The organism is Corynebacterium sp. HMSC061H03 (assembly GCF_001838215.1).
Taxonomy (GTDB): domain Bacteria; phylum Actinomycetota; class Actinomycetes; order Mycobacteriales; family Mycobacteriaceae; genus Corynebacterium; species Corynebacterium jeikeium_D.
The window spans coordinates 23,500-24,168 of the sequence record NZ_KV836071.1 but is presented as its reverse complement, the minus strand read 5'-3'; the positions used below and the strand labels follow the sequence as shown (position 1 = coordinate 24,168).

5 tRNA genes are annotated in these 669 nt (G+C 55.3%); all 5 read right to left on the bottom strand.

From position 1 onward, the window contains the following. Positions 1–58 precede the first annotated feature (58 nt). Positions 59–131: transfer RNA gene (locus HMPREF2787_RS05960), tRNA-Gly, on the bottom strand. A gap of 27 nt (positions 132–158) precedes the next feature. Continuing rightward, positions 159–233, bottom strand: a tRNA-Val gene (locus tag HMPREF2787_RS05955). A 63-nt stretch (positions 234–296) separates the two neighbouring features. Continuing rightward, a tRNA-Gly gene (locus tag HMPREF2787_RS05950) sits at positions 297–369 on the bottom strand. A gap of 27 nt (positions 370–396) precedes the next feature. Continuing rightward, a tRNA-Val gene (locus HMPREF2787_RS05945) sits at positions 397–471 on the bottom strand. Between the two features lie 32 nt (positions 472–503). Further along, positions 504–574: transfer RNA gene (locus HMPREF2787_RS05940), tRNA-Cys, on the bottom strand. Positions 575–669: the final 95 nt, after the last annotated feature.

Below are 669 nucleotides of genomic sequence, written 5' to 3'. Positions count from 1 at the left end.
AGTCAGACACACTTTTTGCTACTTAACCCCGAATCTTCGGGCGGGGGACTTTAATCAGAGCGGATGACGGGACTCGAACCCGCGACCCTAACCTTGGCAAGGTTATGCGCTACCAGCTGCGCTACATCCGCAAATACGTTCGCCCATAAGGGCTTACGTGGTGCGCGATACTAGGATTGAACTAGTGACCTCTTCCGTGTCAGGGAAGCGCTCTCCCACTGAGCTAATCGCGCCGGTTTTAAAGCTATATAAAGCTTTCATGCGCAACCCCCTTCTAGAAGAAGGGGGTTCCACTGAGCGGATGACGGGACTCGAACCCGCGACCCTAACCTTGGCAAGGTTATGCGCTACCAGCTGCGCTACATCCGCAAATACGTTCGCCCATAAGGGCTTACGTGGTGCGCGATACTAGGATTGAACTAGTGACCTCTTCCGTGTCAGGGAAGCGCTCTCCCACTGAGCTAATCGCGCAATACATCGAAACCGGTAAGGAATCTCTGCTGAGGTGGAAACGGGAATCGAACCCGTGTACACGGCTTTGCAGGCCGTTGCCTCGCCACTCGGCCATTCCACCGTGAGGCTGCCGCCTCAGTGGTTGCCTCGAAGTTATACCACAGAGCCTAACTTCTTGAGAAACCAGAGCGGATGACGGGACTCGAACCCGCGACC